Raw genomic sequence first — 17,270 nt, 5'->3', positions numbered from 1 at the left:
AGGCTCTACCGGCGATGCCCCTGCCGAGCATGGCTCGGCACTACATGGGTTTGCCTGTAACGCCCCTGCCGAGCATGGCTCGGCACTACGTTGCTGCCACTTGCACGCTACGGCGTGTAGGATCAGCCCCATGGCAGGCGCACTCTCCCGCATTGATCGCATTCCCCGACTCAGCCGTCTCGGCTGGTTGATGGGCTTGTACGCGGAAAACCACGATCATTTGATGCGCCTGTTCGCACCAGATCGCCTGCAAGTTGGCAGCCACCTTTCCAGCATCGGTGACGGTCTGGATCTGCGCCTGGACGTGATCGAATGCCACCGTTACACGGTGGAGCTGCGGATGACCTACGACCTGTGCGATCCGGTCACCGGCGAGCCAGATCCTTCGGCGTTCGTGCGGCTGTACCGCGACGCACGCCAAGCCGAAACCACGCATTGCTACGTAGGCCGACGCTGGCAGGACGTGATGGGTATGTATCCGCCACCGGAGGCGCTGATCAGCCACCGCATGCGCATGAACACTTTCCTCGGGAAATGGCTGGAATATCTGGCCGAACGCGGCCACAGCGTGGCTACGCTGCGTCGCGTCGACAGCACCGTGGTGCCAATGCGGCGCATGGATGTGTTGCCGGGCTGAGGCTCGCGCTACGCATCGGTCATACTGCACGCCCCTCTGGTTCCGGTTGTCGCTATGCCGTACACCCCGATTATGGCCACGCTCGGCTACGTACTGTCTGCCGACGGCAGCAAGGCCTTGATGATCCACCGCAATACCCGGCCCGGTGACATGCACCTGGGCAAGTACAACGGGCTGGGCGGCAAGATGGAAACCGACGAGGACATCCTTGCCTGCATGCATCGCGAGATCCGCGAAGAAGCCGGCATCGAGTGCGGTACAACCCGTCTGCGCGGCAGCATCAGCTGGCCCGGTTTCGGCAAGAACGGCGAGGACTGGTTTGCCTTCATCTTCGTCATCGACGACTACACCGGCACGCCGATGGACGTAAATCCCGAAGGCACCCTGGAGTGGGTGGAGGTGGATCAGCTGGAGTCACTGCCGCTGTGGGAGGGTGATCGCCACTTTCTGCCGCTGGTGTTCGATGCAGATCCGCGCCCGTTCCACGGGGTGATGCCTTACCGCGACGGGCGCATGCAGTCCTGGAGTTACACGCGGCTCTAGTTGTGTGCTGGAGCGATGCAATGGCGCCACCCGCTCCGGCTCTAACGCTGGTTTCGGAGCGGGTGAAACGACCTAGAGGTTGGCGCAGCTGGGGCCAGCGATGGCTTGATGCCCGTCGCGCCGCAGCTGTGACCTGGCTGGCCAGGCGCGGGTACTGTCCACTGTTCAGGCGCTCGCGGTACCCTGTTGTGGTCCATGCACCGTGAGTTCCCATGAAACGCCATTTCTCGATGCTCCGTGAGTTCCAGCTCGCGGATTGGTTCACCCTCGGCAACGCGTTCTGCGGCACCGGCGCGGTGTTCGCGGCAATGCGATTCCTGCAGGACGGTGAACGCGGCTTCCTGATGTTCGGCATGGCCTTGATCCCGCTGGCGTTTATCTTCGATGCGCTGGATGGCCGGGTCGCGCGTTGGCGCCAGTCCTCGTCCACGTTGGGGCGGGAGCTTGATTCGCTGGCCGATGTCATTTCCTTCGGCGTGGCGCCGGCTGCGCTGGCCTATGCCTGCGGCATGCAGGGCGCTTGGGACTGGTTGATCCTGAGCTACTTCGTCTGCTGCGGCGTCAGCCGCCTGGCCCGCTACAACGTGACCGCCGTGGAAATCGCCGGTGAGTCGGACAAGGTGCCGTATTTCGAAGGCACGCCGATTCCGACCAGTTTGGCCTTGGTCATCGTGTTGGCCTTGGCGGCCCACTTCAATGCGATTGGCCCGGCGCTGTGGGGCGGCAGCTGGCAGCTTGGCCCATGGCAGCTGCATCCACTGGTCCTGCTGTTTGCGCTGTCAGGCTCACTGATGATCAGCAAGACGCTGCGGATTCCCAAGCCCTGACGCCGGTAAGCCAGTCGCATTGCTATCATCACCGGGCATCCCGGGAGTAAAGCAATGGCGGCGGCAGGCAACAACGACAACGCGGATTTCGAGGCCAGCATGCGCGGCGCGTGGGAGGCATGGTCACAGGCCATGCACGGCCCTGGCGCGGCGGCAGGCGGTGATTTCCCCTGGCGTGAAAGCATCGCCCAATGGACCCGACTGGTCAGCACCGATACGCCACCGGAAGTGCAGGCGCTGGGCGCGCGCTTCCAGCATCAGGCCGGCGACTGGCTGGGCATGATGCAACAGGTGGCCGCGCGCTTTGCCGGCCGTGATACCTCGGCCGCGGAAGTGGCCGGCGCCTGGCGCGAAGCCGTGCAGGCAGGGCAGGGCGAGGATCTGCTGCAGTGGATGCTGGGTGCTGCGCGCGGTGGCAATGCCCTGAACGATCAGCCCTGGCTGCGCGAGTTCGCCAAGGCTGCGCAGAGTGGTTTCGGCGGCGATTGGCTGAATGCTCCGGCATTCGGTCCAGCCCGCGAGCATCAGGCACGTTGGCAGGCCCTGCTCAAGATCCAGCAGGAATACCAGGCGCGTGCCGAAGCCTACGTGGATACGATCCGCAACGTTCTGGACGATGCCTTCAAGCGCTTCGAGGCCAAGCTGGCCGAGCACGAAGTGCCCGGCAGCCAGTTGACCAGTGCGCGGGCGATGTTCGACCTTTGGATCGATGCCGCTGAAGAAGCGTATGCCAAGGTGGCGCTATCCGAAGATTTCCAGCGTATCTATGGCGAGTTGGCCAATGCTCAGATGCGTCTGCGCGCAGCGTCGCAGAGTGAACTGGAGCGCGCCTGTGATGCCATGGGCGTGCCTACCCGCACGGAGATGGATGCGGCGCATCGGCGCATCGCCGAACTGGAACGACAGGTGCGGCGTCTGATTGCTGCAACAGCGCAGGCGAATGCCCCCGCGCAATCAACGGCAGCCGCCAAACCTGCGAAGGCAACGGCTGTGAAGCCGGCAGCCAAGCCTGCAAAGCGTGCAGTTCGACCGGCGGCGCCGACTGAAAAGAAGGTCGCCAAAAAAGCCGCAAAGAAGATCGCGCAGAAGCCTGTAGCGAAGAAAGCCGCGGCGAAGCAGGCTGTCGCGAAGAAGCCGGTCGCCAGGAAAACGGCAGCGACCGCGAAAGCGAAAGCGAAACCGAAGCCCGCGCCGGCCCGTCGTAGGAGCGCCAAATGAAGGGCCCGCTTGGTTTCGGCAATGACGATCTATTGCAGGAAACCCTGCAGTGGCAGCGCAAACTGGTCGATGGTTTGAAACTGCTGCCCGGCGTTGAAGACGTGGACTATGGCGTCACCGAGCGCCAGGAAGTGTGGAGTGATGGCAAGGTAAAGCTCTACCGCTTCGTCAGCGATCAGGCCGATACCAGCAAGCCGCCGCTGTTGATTGTTTATGCGCTGGTCAACCGGCCCTACATGGTCGATCTGCAGGACGGCCGTTCGTTGGTACAGAAGCTGCTGGCGCTGGGCCAGGACGTGTATGTACTGGACTGGGGCTACCCGGATCGCTCCGAGCGCTTCCTGACCCTGGAAGACTACCTGCTGCGCTACATCGACGGTGCGGTGGATCACCTGCGCGCACAACGCGATGGCGCCCCGGTTAACCTGCTTGGCATCTGCCAGGGCGGCGTATTCGCGTTGTGTTACAGCGCGCTGCGCCCGCATAAGGTGCAGAACCTGATCAGCATGGTGACGCCGGTCGACTTCCACACTGCCGACAACATGCTCTCGCATTGGGCGCGGCATGTGGACGTGGATCTGTTCGTCGATACCCTGGGTAATATCCCAGCCGATCTGATGAACGCCAGTTACCTGATGCTCAAGCCGTTCCGCTTGAACGTGCAGAAGTACGTAGGCTTGATGGATATCCTCGACGACAAGCAGGCCCTGGAAGACTTCCTGCGAATGGAGAAGTGGATCTTCGATTCTCCGGATTTGGCGGGTGAGACTTTCCGCCAGTTCGTCAAACAGTTCTATCAGGCCAATGGTCTGATGAACGGCAGCATCCGCATCGGGGACGAAGCGGTGGATCTGGCGCAAGTGCAGATGCCGATATTGAACATCTATGCCGAACAGGACCATCTGGTGCCGCCGGCTGCATCCAAGGCGATGCAGGCGCAGGTTGGCAGCACCGACTACACCGAGCTGGGTTTCCGCGGTGGCCACATCGGCATTTATGTGTCCGGGCGTGCCCAGCGTGAAGTGCCCGGTGCCATCAACGACTGGTTGAGTAAACGCGCATGAAGCTGATCTGCAATTTTCTGCTGGCCGCAAGTTTGGCTGTGATCGCCTTGCCGGCAAGTGCCGCTCCCAGCGCGGCAACCCAACGTGAAATCAGCGGTTTGATGCAGGCGCTGGAAACCTCCGGCTGCCGTTTCCAGCGCAATGGCACCTGGTACGACGCAGTGGCTGCCCGCGGCCATCTGCAGCGCAAATACGACTATCTGCTCAAGCGCGACATGGTCGACAGCAGCGAGCAGTTCATTGAACGCGCCGCCAGCCGCAGCAGCATGAGTGGCAAGGCGTACAAGGTTTCCTGCAGCGGTGCGCCGGAGCAGGACGCCTCGGCGTGGTTCCTGCAGCAGCTGCGCCGCCTGCGTACACCGGCCCGCTGATGTTAGTGCTGGCCGCCAGATCGACAGCGCAGGCTTGAGTCTCATGCGGCTCAAAATGGCCCCGATGTGGTTGCGAATTCTGGGTGGGGTTTGGACCTCGCCCAATACCTTGATCGGCTTGATCGGCGGTGTGCTGGGCAGTCTTGCTGGCGCACGCCCGTATTGGAGCCGCAAGGAATGCGCACTGGTATTCCGGCGCTGGCCTTGGGGGCCGGGCGGGGCGATCACCTTTGGCATGGTGATCCTGCACACCGGTGATGATCTCAATGGTCTGTGTCAAACCTACGAACATCGCGCTGGCCGCTGCGAGCACCCGCGGGTGCGCTTGGGTGATCATGAGCGCGCGCATGTTTTCCAATACCTGGTGTTGGGGCCGTTTTTCCTCCCGGTCTACCTGCTGTGCGGCGGTGTGAGCGTGCGTAATCCGTTTGAACGTGCTGCGGACTATTACGCCATGCATGGCCGGGGTTGGTGGCCTGGACGTAACTGAGAAAGTCTTCATCGATGTCACTGCGGCAAGTGCTGACATCAAACGACAACCTTTTATGTACATCTCTGTAACGTCACCCCGCGTATCGTTGCACCTGTTACAGATCCAACAGGAGCACGAACCACCATGGCAGTTGTTCTCTATATCGGTGGCAGCAAGGATGGCGATAAGGGTGTGTTGCCGTACGGCTTCAGCAAAACCCGCGCAGATACCGAGCATGGCCCGGAAATTTACGTCGAACGGATGATGAGCGTGACCGGCAGGAGTGCAGTGCGGGTCATGGTATTGGAGGACCTGCGTGACGACATCGCCAGCCAACGGCTGTATCAGCATCTAGCCTGAGTATTCAGGCACACGCGCCGGGCGGCAGGTCCGGCGCGTGCTGTCAACGGCTTTCGCCAAGGCCCGCGCATTGCCAGAATGGCAGCTCCCGTCAACGTGGCAACCGCACCGGCAATGCAAGACATCAAGCTCGCGCAGCAGATCGCGCAGACAATCGCCGACGAGATCGGCGCACAAGCCACTCAAGCCAAGGCCGCCATCGCGCTGTTGGATGAAGGTGCCAGCGTTCCGTTCATCGCCCGCTACCGCAAGGAAGTTACCGGTGGCTTGGACGATACCCAGCTGCGTAATCTCGAAAGCCGCCTGACCTATCTGCGCGAACTCGAAGACCGCCGCCGCGCGGTGCTGTCCAGCATTGACGAACAGGGCAAGCTCAGCGATGCGCTGCGTGAGCAGATCATGGGCGCCGATACCAAGTCGCGACTGGAAGATCTGTATCTGCCCTATAAGCAGAAGCGTCGCACCCGTGCGCAGATTGCCCGCGAAGCGGGGCTTGAACCGCTGGCCGATGGCCTGCTCGGCGATCCAATGCTGGATCCGCAGACTTTCGCTGCAGGCTTTGTCGATGCCGAGAAGGGCGTCGCCGATGCCAAGGCCGCGCTGGAAGGCGCGCGCGCCATCTTGATGGAGCGTTGGGGCGAAGACGCTGCACTGGTTGGCGAACTGCGCAACTGGCTGGCTGGCAACGGCATCATTCGGGCCCGCGTTGCGGAAGGTAAAGAAGCCGAAGGCGCCAAGTACCGCGACTACTTCGAGCATGCCGAAGCATTGGCGAAGATTCCTTCGCATCGCTTGTTGGCCTTGTTCCGCGCGCGCCGCGAAGAATTCCTGTTCCTTGAACTGGACCCCGGCAGTGATGCCGAAGCTGGGCATCAGTATGCGGAAGGCCGTGTCGCGTTCAACGCCGGCATCGCCAACAAGGAACGTCCGGCTGACCGCTGGTTGCTGGATGCCTGCCGCCTGACCTGGCGTGCCAAGCTGCATATGCATCTGCTGCTGGATCTGTTCAACCAGGCCCGCGAGAAAGCCGAAGCCGAGGCGATCACGGTGTTCGGCGACAACTTGAAGGATCTGATGCTGGCCGCGCCGGCCGGGCCGAAAGCAGTGCTTGGGCTGGATCCGGGTATCCGCACCGGCTGCAAGATTGCGGTGGTCGATGCCACCGGCAAGCTGCTCGCCACTGATACGGTGTACCCGCATGAGCCGCGCCGGCAGTGGGAGCAGTCGCTGCAGACGATCAAGCAGCTGTGCATCAAGCACAACGTCGAGTTGATCGCGATCGGCAACGGTACCGCCAGTCGAGAAACCGACAAGCTGGCGGGCGAGGCGATCGCTGCCTGCGCCGATCCCAAGCTGCAGAAGGTGGTGGTCAGCGAGGCAGGTGCGTCGGTGTATTCGGCGTCCGAGTTTGCCGCCAAGGAATTCCCGGACCTGGATGTGTCGCTGCGTGGTGCAGTGTCGATTGCGCGCCGCCTGCAGGACCCATTGGCTGAGCTGGTCAAGATCGAACCCAAGGCCATTGGCGTAGGCCAGTACCAGCACGACGTCGACCAGTTCCGTCTGGCCAAGGCACTGGACGCCCGTGTCGAGGACTGCGTCAATGCCGTCGGCGTATTCGTCAACACCGCCTCGGCCGCTTTGCTGACGCGCGTGTCTGGGTTGTCATCGACGGTGGCCGAAAACATCGTCCGTCACCGCGACGAGAATGGCCCGTTCAAGCGCCGCAAGGACCTGCTGAAAGTGCCGCGCCTCGGCGACAAGACCTTTGAACAATGCGCGGGCTTCCTGCGAATTGCCGACGGCGACGAGCCGCTGGATGCCTCCGCCGTTCACCCGGAAGCGTACCCGGTGGTGCAGCGCATCGTTGCGGCCGCCGCGCGACCGATCAAGACGCTGCTGGGTGACGGCAGTTACCTGCGCAGCTTGAGGGCCGAGCAGTTCACCGACGATAAGTTCGGCGTGCCGACCGTGCGCGACATCCTCAAGGAAATGGAGAAGCCAGGTCGCGATCCGCGCCCCGAGTTCAAGGCGGCGCGTTTCGCCGAGGGCATCGAGGACATCAAGGACCTGCGCGAAGGCATGATCCTGGAAGGTGTGGTCAGCAACGTTGCGGCATTCGGCGCATTCGTCGATATCGGCGTGCACCAGGATGGCCTGATCCATATCTCGGCGCTGTCCGACACCTACGTCAAAGACCCGCGCGATGTGGTCAAGGCAGGCGATATCGTCAAGGTCAAGGTCCTGGAAGTGGATGTGGCGCGCAAGCGCATTGCACTGACCCGGCGCCTGGAAGATGCTCCAGTCCCGGCCAAAAAGCCCGAGCGTGACGAGCGTGGTGCAGGGCAGGGACGTGCTGCTGGCAACGGACGCGAGCGGGATCAGCGCGGTCAGCGCAATCTGGGTAACGGTGGTGGACGACCGGCAGTGTCTGCAGCGCCGGCCAACAACGCACTGGCCGATGCATTTGCACGGGCAAAGCGCGGCAGCTGAGCCAGCTGCCGCAGGACCGCATCAATCTTGGAGGAGCGGCGTAAGCCGCGAAGCAGACAATGCTGAAGCACCGGGCAGCGCATTGCCCGATGATCTATCTGCTTCGCGGCTTACGCCGCTCCTACAAAGCTGGAATCTCAAGCCGGAGCAAGCGCACGTTGCAGTGCCTGGTTGAGATCGCTGCCGGTATAGGGCTTGGACAGCTTCACGCCGGCATCGAACACTGCAGGCAGCTGATCGATATCCATTCCCGTGGCTACCAGGAACGGAATGCCGCGCTGCCTCAGACATTCGGCAACCGGGCTGCTGTTCTCGTTGCATGCCAGCCAATAGTCCAGGAACACGAGTTGAGGCTGCAGCTCCTCGATCATCTGCAAAGCAGTGCTGACCGAGGCAGCGACACCGCCCACCTGCATGCCTTCCATCTCCAGCTGCATCTGCAGCAGCATGGCGTTCAACTCGTCGTTCTCCACGACCAGCACTCTCGTACCTTCGAGCGAGCCCATCGTTTTCCCCTGTACCTGGATCGGTCGAAGTATAGCCAGTCGCCGAAACAGTCATTACACAAATATTTTCAGTCAGGGTCTGCCCAAGCGCCGAAAGCTCCGCTATAATTCCGCTCCTGCCAGCCGAAGTGGCGGAATCGGTAGACGCAGCGGATTCAAAATCCGCCGCCCTTAAAAGCGTGGGGGTTCGAGTCCCCCCTTCGGCACCAGAGAAAACAGGCACCCTTGGGTGCCTTTTTCTTTGCCTGGAATTCGGGATGCATTTCCGTAATTTCCGGGAGGTCGAAGTCATCGACCCGAGCTGATCATTCATTTCTACCAATGAGTAGATGCTGACCGGCTCGGCGATGCTTGAGTGGGCTGGCTGCGAGATGTCAGTCAAGCCTGCATTGCCGCTGCGGCCCATGGCCTGCAAATCTCGGAGCGCGGCTACTTCTGCTGCTGGGAATCCACTGTAGTGCCGAGCCATGCTCGGCAGAGGCTTTCTACCCAGTGCATCACCTCGCAGCGATAGCGCTGGCAATTGGAACCGCCAGTTGGATCTGCGTAGCCGATGCCAGTCTTCGCCTGCAGATGTCGGAGCGCGATTACCAATTTTGCAATGCCCGGATCGTAGTGCAGAGCCATGCTCGGCAGGCTGCCTCCACGGCACATCAACCTGCAGGAATGGCGCAATCATAGAACCGGCGTCACGCAAGTTGCCGATCAGTCTGATGCCTGGCAGATCCTGGGCTTCGCGGCTGACGCCGCTCCTACAAAAGCGCGGTATCGCAGGACGTCGCGGTGGTTGAATGGCGCGAACAACAACAAGGTTGTCAGATGGCAGGCTGATGAGCTCAACCCAAGTGGGCAGGGGATTGCACTGCCAGCAAGAACATCGGGCAAAAAAAAGCCCCGATTTCTCGGAGCTTTCTAAAAAATGGCGTCCCCACGGGGATTCGAACCCCGGTCGCCACCGTGAAAGGGTGATGTCCTAGGCCTCTAGACGATGGGGACGCGTATTCTTTAAATCTCAAGTTGTAGATTCAGGCGGCCTAAGGCCTGAATTGGTGGAGCCAAGCGGGATCGAACCGCTGACCTCCTGCATGCCATGCAGGCGCTCTCCCAGCTGAGCTATGGCCCCACGATGTTGCTAGCCCGCCATCATAGCGGATTTTTATCGAATTGGAAGCTTTTTATTCTTCCGTGCAATCTCTTGGGAAGATTGCTCCGATAAAAAAAGACCCGATACGGCTGGGTCCGTTTGTACCTGATGAATGGCGTCCCCACGGGGATTCGAACCCCGGTCGCCACCGTGAAAGGGTGATGTCCTAGGCCTCTAGACGATGGGGACGCGTTATACTCATCAAATTGTCGACAATCCAAACGGCCTAATGTTTGGATTTGGTGGAGCCAAGCGGGATCGAACCGCTGACCTCCTGCATGCCATGCAGGCGCTCTCCCAGCTGAGCTATGGCCCCGGTGTTACGTTGTTACGTCGTTGCCGAGAAAGAAATAATAGCGGGGCTTCACATTTCCCGCAAGCGATTTGTGAAGAAATTTCTTCGTCCAATGAGATTGGGCTGAAAGGCTCCGCAGGCTCGCCCTGTGCTGGGCAGCGGACAAGGCCGACACCAGAGCTTCTTGAATGCCTGCTTCGCTGGCGGTGCCGAACTGCGAAGCTGGCTGCGGGTCAGGTCGGTCGGAGTGTAGCCGTGGCATCTCTCGCTTATGTGATGTGGAGCTGCCTGCTTGGCGGCGCTGGCGTTGAAACAGGTCTCCTGGTCTACAAGTGCCAAGCTGCCGAAGGCCACTCGTATCAATCGCTGCCCTGTGATGGGCCGGAGCTGAAGCGTTGGAACGCAGCCGTTGCCCCAGTAGACGAGGCCACGCGTAAACGGCTGGCGGCGTTACAACTTCAGCTGCAACGGGACAAGCGATCAGCAACGCTGGGCGCTCGACCCGGACGTCGACATGCCGAGACCGCGCCGAAAGTGAATGCCTGCGAGAAGGCAAGGCAAGGGCGCGATAGGGCTTACGCCAAAGCTGGTTTCAGGCGTGACTTCGCCATGTCGAGTTTCTGGGACAACAAGGTGCATGAGGTGTGCAGGTAGCCAGAGTGGAATGAAGGCCCTCTCAACGTGGCCCTGCTGAATCCCAGCGCCCGACTTGCCTGTGAGGCACTGCTCGCGGCCTGCGCCACATGTGACTCACTGGCGCCTGCGTTCAAGTGCTGCATGGGCGGCAGCATCAAGTTCAAGCAGCGATTGTTGCAACTTTTCGATGTCTCCTTGCTCCAGCAATTGCTCCATTGCCGCACATCGCTCGGCGATGTCTGCCTCGTGGATGAAGGCGAATGCGCCGCGCAGAGAGTGAAGGTGTTTGCCGATAACGTCAGTTCGCTCGTTGCTGATTGCTGAGCTGCCGTTCGCGGACATCGGCTGCAGCACCTGCTTGATGGCGACGACTGACTCCTCCAGGGAGCTCAGTAGTGGCATGTGCACCTCTGGTGGTAGCGCTCCTCTGGCAATGTCCCATTGCCCCTGGTCGCTTTGCAGAGTCGGGGAGTTGTTGTCTATTTCAGCCAGCCTTGCACGCAGCGCTTCCAGCAGAACCGGTTTGATGAGGATGCTGTTGATACCAGCTTCTTTGCTGCGAGACCTGTCACGGTCCGAGGCATGTGCGGTCACGGCGATGATGGGAGTGATCACTCCGCGCTGGCGCAGGTAGCGGGCGAACGCAAAGCCATCCATGCCAGGCATATTGAGATCGGTCAGGATCAAATCGTAATCCTGGTTGTTGAAGGTGGCTATCGCTGCGCCGCAGTCTTCGAACGCAGTTGCGCTGCAGCCCAATGTTTCCAGCTGCAGTTGCAGCAGTTTCCGATTTGCAGGGTGGTCATCGACCACCAGTACATGCAGCGCGGCGCTCTGCGCAGCGCCCACCATGATGGGTGGCTTGTACTGGTCCGGCAATGTGGCGTGGGGGTCCGGCGGTGATAGTGGCAAGGTCACCATGAAGGTGCTGCCCTTGCCTGGCGTGCTCTTTACCTGGATGCCACCTTGCATCAGTTCCGCAAGGCGCTTGCACAGTGCAAGCCCGAGCCCGGTGCCGCCATAGCGGCGGGCAATGCTGGTGTCAGCCTGGGAGAACGTGGTGAACAGCGATGCCTGTTGCGCGGCGCTCATGCCGATACCGGTGTCGCTCACGCCGAGCACAATCGCCGAGTCGCTGACTGCATCATCCTGCAGGTAGACCTCAACCAGCACGTCACCAGCCTCGGTGAATTTGATTGCATTGCTGATCAGGTTGAAGATGATCTGCCGAATGCGGGTAGGGTCACCCAAGTAGCGAGGCAGCAGGCCATCGTCAACAATAAAGTCAATTTCCAGTCCTTTGGCCTGGGCCATGGGCAGGAACATGTCGATGCACTCCTGTGCGACCTGCCTCAGATCGAACGGTATCGACTCAATTGTCATCTGCCCGGACTCGACCTTGGAGAAGTCCAGAATGTCATTGATGATATTCAGCAAAGCAGAGGATGAAGAGGTGACTGCGTGTAGTCGACTGGTTTGCTCCGTGGTCAACGTAGTGCGTTCCAACAGCTCAAGGTTGCCGAGGATTGCGTTCATCGGGGTGCGGATTTCGTGACTCATGATTGCCAGGAAGGTCGACTTGGCTTCATTTGCGGCCTGCGATGCCGCGCGCGCGCTCTCCAGCTCCTGCTCAACCTTCTTGCGCAGAGTGATGTCGGTGAAATTGCATAGCAGGACATCCGTTCCCCGGTACTTGCTGGGGACTATGCTCACCAGTAGGGCGCAGTCAGCACCGTCGCCGGTCTGGATGTTCAACTCGACGCCTGGAGATGCGATGGACTGCGCATCATGTGTTCGGAACGCGTCGAGAAACTCAAGGTGTAAGGACCGTTTGGAATCAGTCCTGGCGTCTGCATAAGAGGCCATGACCGAGTTTTTCAGCAGGACCTCACCTGTCGAAGGCGAAATCAACACTTGGCCGAATGGCGCGGTCTCGACCATTGTCCGGTTGAGGTTCTCGCTTTCGATGATGCGCTCCGAGCGCACGTAACCGGGGCGGAAGACCTTTCTTTCAATCAGCAGCAGCACTGCCCAGACAAACCCTATCGCCAGCAGCATTGCCGCGACGTAGGCAAGCAGGGTAGGCCATAACGCGGTGATGATGGTTCGCCATGAGAAAGTGTGGATCAAGTACCAGCCTGCGTTGGCGGTGGATATCGGATCAGTGGCAAAGAAGCGCCCATCCATCTCCTCGAACCTGCCACGCTTGTCCGCAGGTGCGCCGGCCGCCCAGTGATGGACCGGAAACTGCGCGACCTCGCGGACATTCGGTTGCTGGGAGCCAAGGAACAGATCGCCCTGAGGGTTGGCAATCAACCAGAACTCGTCAACCTGCGTTGAGTTGAGCGATGTTGTGACGAGTTCGACGGGATAGGAAGCAACGAAAACCGCGAAAGGTTGTGCGTCCGCAAAGGCTTGCTGGCGCAAAAGTAGTGAAGGCTTGCCGGTGAGAGGGTCGTTTGCAACGGGCAACCATGCAGGTCCGGCAGGCACCGACTGTAGGTTATCGTTGGCGGTTGGCTGCGCTTGATCTGGCGTAAATCGCTGGATGAGGGCGGCGGTGGATTCATTTGCGTGTTTCGCCAGCAGGTTGCCGTCGGGAAGAGGCCCCGCCCCCAGAAAGGTCCGGTCCGGGTTTGAAAAGTAGATCGATGCCGTCAGTGCGCGGGCAAAGGTGCCTGCCTGATGGCTGACCTCGTCGGCCAACTTGAGGTAGGGCGCGAAGCCCTCCAGCGTACGGCCGTGATCCAGGTCGCCCAGGATAAGTACGTGCGGCGAGTTGGCCGAGCGCTGCATGGTCATCCTGCCGCGCTTCTGGCTGAACCTGTCGACCAGCTCAGGGGCGGGCTTTTGGCGTGACTCCCAGGCGTACTCTTCTTGTGCGGTGGTGATGCGCATCGCCCCCTCACGTACCGCGAAGGCAGATTGCAATGCGATCCGCCGGCTGGTCTGGTCGGCGTTTCGTTCCGCGATGTAGTCCTTGATCTGCGAGTGAATGACCACAGCAGTGACTGCGGCAAGGATCAGTGTGGTGACGATGCCGCCCACATAGAGCAGGCTGCGCTGGTGTCGGCTCAGCAGCTTCAATGCATTTGCCCGGGCAGGTGGTTGGGAGTTGGGCACGCCCTTTGTGGTGTCTGTCTCAGAGACCATTTGAGATTCCACTCACGATTGGTTGTTGCCCGCTGGTGGCGAAAAGCCCGGTTTCACGACGTTACCTGAAAGGCACAGGGGAATATTCGGACTAGGCCGATGTAGGCCGGATGGCTGCGCTGGAACAATGGCGTCATTGAAAGCAGCCCCTTCCCTGATATCGCCGCTCCTGGCGTGGAGACAGCACCCATGAACGCTCTCGCACAATTTGTGTCGCCACGACCGGAAACCCAGATGATCCAGAACGCGCTGGTGGTTGATGGCAATGAACTCCAGCATCTTCCGATGGTCAAGGTGCTGCGTCAATCAGGCGTGTCCGAGGTAACCTCGGTTCTGGACGGGACCCGAGCGGTGGCTGCGTTGCGCGACCGGAACTGGGATCTGGTGGTCCTCGATCTGGATCTTACCGACCTCACTGGTCTGCAGGTTATCGATCTGCTGGCCGAACGGTGCCGCAAGGCTCGTCTGGCAATCATCAGCAGCCAGCCCAGTCGCATCCTGAACGCCGCTTCTGCGTATGCATCGCATCTAGGCCTCACCGTGGTTGCAGCAATGCGTAAACCACTGAAGGCGGAGCAGATCCGGAGCATCATCGCCGCCTCCATCGAGCTGGCGGCGCCAGTCGAAGACAAATTGGTGCCGGCCAAGCCTGATGCGTGGACGTTCTCGCGCGAGGAGTTGCGCGGGGCGTTGCTGGATCAACAGATCCAAGCCTACTTCCAGCCTCAACATTGCGCCGTCACAGGTGTGTTGCGCGGTGCCGAGGTGTTGGCGCGTTGGCATCGGGCCGATGGCTCCGTGTTGGCGCCGGCCGAGTTTCTTCCGGCAATCGAGAGCGAAGGGCTGCTGGAGTCCCTTACTGACTACATATTGTCCTGCGCATTTGACTGCATTGCTGCCGAGGATACGGAATCATCGCTGTTGATTGCTGTCAATGTCCCAGCACGCGTTGCGACCGGCGTGCACTGGGCGCAGTCTGTTGCTGATCATGCCTACCACGCCGGTGTCGATCCAAACCGGGTGGTTATCGAGATCACTGAGGACGGCGGCGAGCTGTGTAACCCTGCCCTGGCTGGCGCTGTTGCCCAGCTGCGGTTGCGGGGTTTCAATTGCGCCATTGATGACTTTGGTAGCGGCGATTCGTCATTGGACAGGCTGCTGCAGGTGCCGTTCAACGAGTTGAAGATCAACCGCAGCATGTTGGTGGCAGCCCGTGAGCATGCCCATGCCCGCTGCCTGCTTGCCAGCACCATTGCCATGGCGCGGCAGATGGTCGCCACTGTGGTTGTCGAAGGCGTAGAGACCTATATGGACCTGGATATGGTGCGCAGTCTTGGCTGTCACAGCACCCAGGGCTATTTGCACAGTCGCGCCATGCCCATGGCAGAGTACGTGCAGTACATTGCCCACCAGAAATGAACCGGCGCAAGCTGTGAATGCGGATTGATGCGATAGCCGGGGGGGGCGGGAACCATGATCTTCGTTTCAGGCGCCGTGCCTTCTTCCTTTATCGAGAGCTTGCCCCCTTGCCGCAAGGCTGGGGGGTAGCGGCATTGGGGCCGCTGTAGGGCGTTGGGCTGCCTCGGTCGGGGCCAGCATCGTGAGGGGGGGCTCGAACTCAAGGACGCCGATGTGTAGACCCAAAACCAAAGCGGTGCCTATTTGGAAAGAGCGGACCACCAGGCAGGCGCCGTCGGGGCTCCGTGTCCTGCCTTGGTTTCCTCCTGCTGGAGCAGCAGGGCAACACGGAGCGTACAGCCTTAGTGGTGGCAGTCGGCGAGGCTGCACCAGCGCTAGGCGCGTAAGGCTTGGGCCATCTTTGGCGTAAGCCGGGGGCTTGGCAATGAGCCGCTAGGTCCTTGTTGCGGAAATCATCAGTTTTTTACTGATAAGTCTTTGTCTTTGAGAGTGATGTGACATAAATTCTGTCTTGACGTGCCTTGCAGGGCAGGGGATGCCCCCTCAGCCTGGATTGGCCAGCTGCCAGCGCACTTCACGGAGAGCTTCGCCATGAGTGGTTTCAAGATCAGAGTGGTCTTGGCCGACGATCACCCGGGCATGATCGCCGGTGTGAAGTACGAGCTGTCATCAGTGGCTACCCTCGACCTTGTCGGGACCGCGGCCGATTCTACTGAACTGATGGCGCTGCTCGGTAGCGTGGCATGCGATGTAGTCATCTCGGACTACGCGATGCCGGCTGGCGACTTTGGCGATGGGATTGCCCTGTTTGGCATGATTGCCAGGCGCTACCCACAGGTGAAGCTTGTGGTGCTGACGATGCTGGATAACCCGGCGGTGCTGCATACCCTGCTGACCCAAGGGGTGGCCTGCATCGTCAGCAAGTCGGATGCGTTGGCGCACCTGGTGCCGGCAGTGCACGCGGCGCAGAGTGGGGGCAAGTATTACTCGCCCACCATCGAGAAGGTGGTGCAGGGGATCGAGCTCAACAGGCGCAGCCGCAACCCTGCCGGCGTACTGAGCATCCGTGAGTCCGAAGTTGTGAGGCTTTATGCCTCGGGCCTGACGGTCAATGAGATTGCCGAACGCCTGCACCGCAGCAAGAAGACCATCAGCACGCAGAAAGCCAGCGCGATGGAAAAGCTATCCATCGAGAAGGATGTTGATCTGCTGCGCTACGCTATGGAAAACGGCCTGGTGACGTCTTCAGGCGGCACACCAGCCGCGTCTTGAGCAAGCGAAAGCCAACGCATTCTGGTGTTTAACCGGTGCGTTGTTCGGCTTTTGCATTGGGCAGTATCAATCAGTGTCCAGCCCGCTTTTCCCGGACTCCCACTGCAGCATGATCTTGCGTCTGCGTTGTGGCGATGCGTACATGAAAAGATTGAGTGTCTCCAGAAACAGATTTTTCTGGAGAGTTGATAGTCGGGCGAAATCGATAAGCAACCGTCTTACGTCCGCGGTTTTTTTGTCCATCTTTGTATGTTCCCAGCCGCAGCTCAAAAGCAAAAGCACGTATGCGAGCGCCACACTGGCGCCGCACAAGAATTTGCTCATGTTGTGATAAGCGGTCCGGTGCAGCCATAGGACCCGTCCCAATAAAGCTTCTTGGTATTGCCTTTTGGGTGCTCAATGGATTTCGGATTTGGCTCACACCAGGGGGAGGCTGCAACTTGGCTGCCGCGACCACGCGACCGGACGGACTGCGACAAAATACCGCGCAAAAAGTGATGTATCACTTTATTATTGGACCCGATCTGGAATGGGCATGACAATGACTGACGACAACAGCGCCGCAGACGCAACCGGGGCTGCGCCCGCACCTGCAAAACGCCGTGGCCGGCCGCGACTGTACGACACACCGCTATCGCAGGCCGAGCGTGCCAAGCGTTATCGCAAAGCGCGGCAATGGGATGAAAGCAGTCTTGATGATTGCCGCGACCCGGTGCTGATGGATCGTTTGAGTTGGGCACTGAAGAACAAAGAAACTTCCGAGGATGCCCGCGCTGCGTTGGATATCTATCTGGAAGAGCTGGTAAGACGGCATCACAGCAAAGGAAACCTGCTTCTCAAGTAGTTCAAGCGTGCCGGAGTGC

16 protein-coding genes and 5 tRNA genes are annotated in these 17,270 nt (G+C 60.3%); 14 read left to right on the top strand and 7 right to left on the bottom strand.

The window, feature by feature from the left end:
* Positions 1 to 130 precede the first annotated feature (130 nt).
* The 9 genes from ACVOLR_RS03085 (at position 131) to ACVOLR_RS03045 (ending at position 7,982) form a co-directional block, all read left to right on the top strand.
* Complete coding sequence (locus tag ACVOLR_RS03085; RefSeq protein WP_481517633.1) at positions 131 to 637, top strand: DUF1249 domain-containing protein; 507 nt, start codon at positions 131 to 133, stop codon at positions 635 to 637.
* A 54-nt stretch (positions 638 to 691) separates the two neighbouring features.
* Positions 692 to 1,180, top strand: a complete 489-nt coding sequence (locus tag ACVOLR_RS03080; protein WP_481535121.1) for an NUDIX hydrolase — start codon at positions 692 to 694, stop codon at positions 1,178 to 1,180.
* 212 nt (positions 1,181 to 1,392) lie between these two features.
* The gene (locus ACVOLR_RS03075) at positions 1,393 to 2,007 is read left to right on the top strand and encodes a CDP-alcohol phosphatidyltransferase family protein (protein ID WP_282266279.1); all 615 of its coding nucleotides are present in this window, start codon (positions 1,393 to 1,395) and stop codon (positions 2,005 to 2,007) included.
* A gap of 54 nt (positions 2,008 to 2,061) precedes the next feature.
* A complete protein-coding gene (phaE, locus tag ACVOLR_RS03070) occupies positions 2,062 to 3,225 on the top strand; it encodes a class III poly(R)-hydroxyalkanoic acid synthase subunit PhaE (protein WP_481535120.1) in 1,164 nt (387 codons plus the stop codon).
* The gene (locus tag ACVOLR_RS03065; protein WP_481535119.1) at positions 3,222 to 4,289 is read left to right on the top strand and encodes a class III poly(R)-hydroxyalkanoic acid synthase subunit PhaC; all 1,068 of its coding nucleotides are present in this window, start codon (positions 3,222 to 3,224) and stop codon (positions 4,287 to 4,289) included. Before phaE ends, ACVOLR_RS03065 begins: the two co-directional genes overlap by 4 nt.
* Entirely contained in the window at positions 4,286 to 4,660 is a 375-nt protein-coding gene (locus ACVOLR_RS03060; protein WP_481535118.1) for a YfeK family protein, read from the top strand. The genes ACVOLR_RS03065 and ACVOLR_RS03060 overlap by 4 nt, the downstream gene beginning before the upstream one ends.
* A 55-nt stretch (positions 4,661 to 4,715) precedes the next feature.
* The gene (locus ACVOLR_RS03055) at positions 4,716 to 5,150 is read left to right on the top strand and encodes a hypothetical protein (RefSeq protein ID WP_481535129.1); all 435 of its coding nucleotides are present in this window, start codon (positions 4,716 to 4,718) and stop codon (positions 5,148 to 5,150) included.
* 126 nt (positions 5,151 to 5,276) lie between these two features.
* Positions 5,277 to 5,492 carry a hypothetical protein gene (locus ACVOLR_RS03050; protein WP_481531641.1) on the top strand — a complete coding sequence of 72 codons (216 nt, stop codon included), beginning with the start codon at positions 5,277 to 5,279 and terminating at the stop codon, positions 5,490 to 5,492.
* A 114-nt stretch (positions 5,493 to 5,606) separates the two neighbouring features.
* Positions 5,607 to 7,982, top strand: a complete 2,376-nt coding sequence (locus ACVOLR_RS03045; protein WP_481535128.1) for a Tex family protein — start codon at positions 5,607 to 5,609, stop codon at positions 7,980 to 7,982.
* Between the two features lie 137 nt (positions 7,983 to 8,119).
* Here the strand turns inward: ACVOLR_RS03045 and ACVOLR_RS03040 are convergent, their stop codons facing one another.
* On the bottom strand, positions 8,120 to 8,488 hold the full coding sequence (locus ACVOLR_RS03040) for a response regulator (protein ID WP_481535117.1): 369 nt from the start codon (positions 8,486 to 8,488) through the stop codon (positions 8,120 to 8,122).
* Positions 8,489 to 8,610: 122 nt separating this feature from the next.
* Here ACVOLR_RS03040 and ACVOLR_RS03035 point away from each other — a divergent pair.
* Positions 8,611 to 8,697: transfer RNA gene (locus tag ACVOLR_RS03035), tRNA-Leu, on the top strand.
* Between the two features lie 711 nt (positions 8,698 to 9,408).
* Here ACVOLR_RS03035 and ACVOLR_RS03030 read toward each other — a convergent pair.
* The 4 genes from ACVOLR_RS03030 to ACVOLR_RS03015 all read right to left on the bottom strand — a co-directional run bounded on the left by ACVOLR_RS03030 (position 9,409) and on the right by ACVOLR_RS03015 (position 9,948).
* Positions 9,409 to 9,484 (bottom strand) — tRNA-Glu (locus tag ACVOLR_RS03030).
* Positions 9,485 to 9,535: 51 nt separating this feature from the next.
* Positions 9,536 to 9,611 (bottom strand) — tRNA-Ala (locus ACVOLR_RS03025).
* Between the two features lie 134 nt (positions 9,612 to 9,745).
* Positions 9,746 to 9,821 (bottom strand) — tRNA-Glu (locus tag ACVOLR_RS03020).
* Positions 9,822 to 9,872: 51 nt separating this feature from the next.
* Positions 9,873 to 9,948, bottom strand: a tRNA-Ala gene (locus tag ACVOLR_RS03015).
* A 234-nt stretch (positions 9,949 to 10,182) separates the two neighbouring features.
* On the opposite strand from ACVOLR_RS03015, the gene ACVOLR_RS03010 reads away from it, so the two are divergent.
* A complete protein-coding gene (locus ACVOLR_RS03010; RefSeq protein WP_481535116.1) occupies positions 10,183 to 10,581 on the top strand; it encodes a hypothetical protein in 399 nt (132 codons plus the stop codon).
* Positions 10,582 to 10,677: 96 nt separating this feature from the next.
* Here ACVOLR_RS03010 and ACVOLR_RS03005 read toward each other — a convergent pair whose 3' ends face one another.
* Positions 10,678 to 13,716 carry a hybrid sensor histidine kinase/response regulator gene (locus tag ACVOLR_RS03005; RefSeq protein ID WP_481535115.1) on the bottom strand — a complete coding sequence of 1,013 codons (3,039 nt, stop codon included), beginning with the start codon at positions 13,714 to 13,716 and terminating at the stop codon, positions 10,678 to 10,680.
* A 189-nt stretch (positions 13,717 to 13,905) separates the two neighbouring features.
* Between ACVOLR_RS03005 and ACVOLR_RS03000 the strand changes: the two genes are divergently transcribed.
* The gene (locus ACVOLR_RS03000; protein WP_481535114.1) at positions 13,906 to 15,135 is read left to right on the top strand and encodes an EAL domain-containing response regulator; all 1,230 of its coding nucleotides are present in this window, start codon (positions 13,906 to 13,908) and stop codon (positions 15,133 to 15,135) included.
* Positions 15,136 to 15,726: 591 nt separating this feature from the next.
* Positions 15,727 to 16,407: a response regulator gene (locus tag ACVOLR_RS02995; protein WP_481535113.1), complete on the top strand. Its 681-nt coding sequence runs from the start codon at positions 15,727 to 15,729 to the stop codon at positions 16,405 to 16,407.
* 66 nt (positions 16,408 to 16,473) lie between these two features.
* Here ACVOLR_RS02995 and ACVOLR_RS02990 read toward each other — a convergent pair whose 3' ends face one another.
* The gene (locus ACVOLR_RS02990) at positions 16,474 to 16,731 is read right to left on the bottom strand and encodes a hypothetical protein (protein ID WP_481535112.1); all 258 of its coding nucleotides are present in this window, start codon (positions 16,729 to 16,731) and stop codon (positions 16,474 to 16,476) included.
* 211 nt (positions 16,732 to 16,942) lie between these two features.
* On the opposite strand from ACVOLR_RS02990, the gene ACVOLR_RS02985 reads away from it, so the two are divergent.
* On the top strand, positions 16,943 to 17,251 hold the full coding sequence (locus ACVOLR_RS02985; protein WP_481535111.1) for a hypothetical protein: 309 nt from the start codon (positions 16,943 to 16,945) through the stop codon (positions 17,249 to 17,251).
* Positions 17,252 to 17,270 lie beyond the last annotated feature (19 nt).

Source organism: Stenotrophomonas sp. STEN030, assembly GCF_056759995.1.
The sequence above is the reverse complement of the archived record's forward strand: the minus strand, read 5'-3'. Positions and strand labels throughout refer to the sequence as shown.

Coding starts and splice junctions, on each gene's coding strand:
- ACVOLR_RS03065 (WP_481535119.1), top strand. CDS start 3,222: ATGAAGGGCCCGCTTGGTTTCGGCAATGACGATCTATTGCAGGAAACC.
- ACVOLR_RS03060 (WP_481535118.1), top strand. CDS start 4,286: ATGAAGCTGATCTGCAATTTTCTGCTGGCCGCAAGTTTGGCTGTGATC.
- ACVOLR_RS03045 (WP_481535128.1), top strand. CDS start 5,607: ATGCAAGACATCAAGCTCGCGCAGCAGATCGCGCAGACAATCGCCGAC.
- ACVOLR_RS03055 (WP_481535129.1), top strand. CDS start 4,716: ATGGCCCCGATGTGGTTGCGAATTCTGGGTGGGGTTTGGACCTCGCCC.
- ACVOLR_RS03075 (WP_282266279.1), top strand. CDS start 1,393: ATGAAACGCCATTTCTCGATGCTCCGTGAGTTCCAGCTCGCGGATTGG.
- ACVOLR_RS02990 (WP_481535112.1), bottom strand. CDS start 16,731: ATGAGCAAATTCTTGTGCGGCGCCAGTGTGGCGCTCGCATACGTGCTT.
- phaE (WP_481535120.1), top strand. CDS start 2,062: ATGGCGGCGGCAGGCAACAACGACAACGCGGATTTCGAGGCCAGCATG.
- ACVOLR_RS03080 (WP_481535121.1), top strand. CDS start 692: ATGCCGTACACCCCGATTATGGCCACGCTCGGCTACGTACTGTCTGCC.
- ACVOLR_RS03050 (WP_481531641.1), top strand. CDS start 5,277: ATGGCAGTTGTTCTCTATATCGGTGGCAGCAAGGATGGCGATAAGGGT.
- ACVOLR_RS03000 (WP_481535114.1), top strand. CDS start 13,906: ATGAACGCTCTCGCACAATTTGTGTCGCCACGACCGGAAACCCAGATG.
- ACVOLR_RS03040 (WP_481535117.1), bottom strand. CDS start 8,488: ATGGGCTCGCTCGAAGGTACGAGAGTGCTGGTCGTGGAGAACGACGAG.
- ACVOLR_RS03085 (WP_481517633.1), top strand. CDS start 131: ATGGCAGGCGCACTCTCCCGCATTGATCGCATTCCCCGACTCAGCCGT.
- ACVOLR_RS02995 (WP_481535113.1), top strand. CDS start 15,727: ATGAGTGGTTTCAAGATCAGAGTGGTCTTGGCCGACGATCACCCGGGC.
- ACVOLR_RS03005 (WP_481535115.1), bottom strand. CDS start 13,716: ATGGTCTCTGAGACAGACACCACAAAGGGCGTGCCCAACTCCCAACCA.
- ACVOLR_RS02985 (WP_481535111.1), top strand. CDS start 16,943: ATGACAATGACTGACGACAACAGCGCCGCAGACGCAACCGGGGCTGCG.